This window comes from Arthrobacter sp. HMWF013, assembly GCF_003061105.1.
Lineage (GTDB): Bacteria > Actinomycetota > Actinomycetes > Actinomycetales > Micrococcaceae > Arthrobacter.
The window spans coordinates 1-1,315 of record NZ_QAIQ01000425.1; the positions used below are offsets into that span (position 1 = coordinate 1).

Annotated in this window: 1 protein-coding gene and 1 pseudogene; both read left to right on the forward strand. The window is 69.3% G+C overall.

Going from position 1 to position 1,315, the window contains the following annotated elements; translation table 11 throughout:
* A pseudogene (locus tag DBR22_RS15550) lies at window positions 1–356 on the forward strand (molybdopterin-dependent oxidoreductase); the annotation flags it as partial.
* 23 nt (window positions 357–379) lie between these two features.
* Window positions 380–1,315, forward strand: a 936-nt coding sequence (locus tag DBR22_RS15555) for a molybdopterin molybdotransferase MoeA (protein WP_146187524.1), incomplete at its 3' end; no start/stop codon positions are given.

The following is a 1,315-nucleotide window of genomic DNA, read 5'->3' on the forward strand; positions in this document are numbered from 1 at the left end:
GGTCGGACCGCGGACCGATCAAGACGTCGTCGAGGATTGACGTGCCCCGCACCGGCCGGCGGGTCAGCGCCGGAACGGTGATGTTCGGCGGTGTGGCCTGGGCCCAGCACACCGGGATCGGCACAGTGGAGCTCCGGGTCAACCGGGGTCCCTGGCAGAAGGCCGAGCTTGCGCCAGGGATCTCGCTGGATACCTGGTACCAGTGGCAACTGGGCATCCAGCTGACGCCCGGACAGTATGAGGTCCAGGTACGTGCCACAGACCTCGACGGCTTGCCGCAGGCCGAGGAGAGCCGCCCGCCGGCTCCGGACGGAGCTACTGGCTTCCACACGATTAGAGTTGACGTGAATCCATGACGGCCGACACCGAGGGCAGACCCATGCACAGCAGTACCAGCCAGCACGGTGATGGCCGCCGGGGCCACGACGCTCACGCTGCCCGGTCCGTTGCCCAACACCGCAGCGCTGTAGCCGCGCTGCTGGCACCGCTCCTGCAGTCCCCGGACCGGACCGAAACCCTGGCCCTGAGGGACGCCCTCGGCAGAGGGCTGGCCCAAGATGTGCTCGCGCCGGTCAGCCTGCCGCCGTTTGCCAACTCGCAAATGGATGGTTTCGCCATCAACAGCGCAGACGTCAACGGTCTGGACGTGACCCGTGGGCAGTCTGACGGACCGGCCCCTGACGGCGGCACCCTTGGGACGAGCGGAGCGCCCGACGGCGGTGCGGAGCTGCGGGTCGTTGACCCCGTTCCGGCAGGTGCCACACCGGCAGAACTTCGCAGTGGCACCGCCGCTCCCATCATGACGGGAGCAATGATTCCTGCCGGTGCCGACGCCGTCGTGCCCGTGGAGCGTGCGGTTCCCGACCGGTTCCCGGTCCCCGGCGAGACGGGCACTGTATGGCTGCCGGTGACCGCGGCGGGGACGTTCGTCCGGTCCGTTGGCAGCGATATAGCGGCGGGGGAGTGTGCGCTGGCAAAGGGCACCTTCCTGGGGCCGGCGCAGTTGGGCCTGCTGGCCGCCCTTGGCGTCGCTGACGTCACGGTCCGCAGGCCCCTCACCGTCCTCCTGGTCACCACCGGCGACGAAGTGGTGGAGCCGGGCCGGCCGTTGCCGCCGGGGAAGATCTATGACGCCAACGGCACCCTCCTCGAAAGCGCCATGAGCCAGGCGGGTCTGGCAGTCATCCGCACGGCCATAGCGTCGGACAGGCCTGAAGAACTCCAGACGCTGCTGCGTGGCCACACCGGTGCCGTGGACCTTATTGTCACCACCGGCGGGGTGAGCAAGGGGGCCTACGAGGTGGTGCGCCAGGCC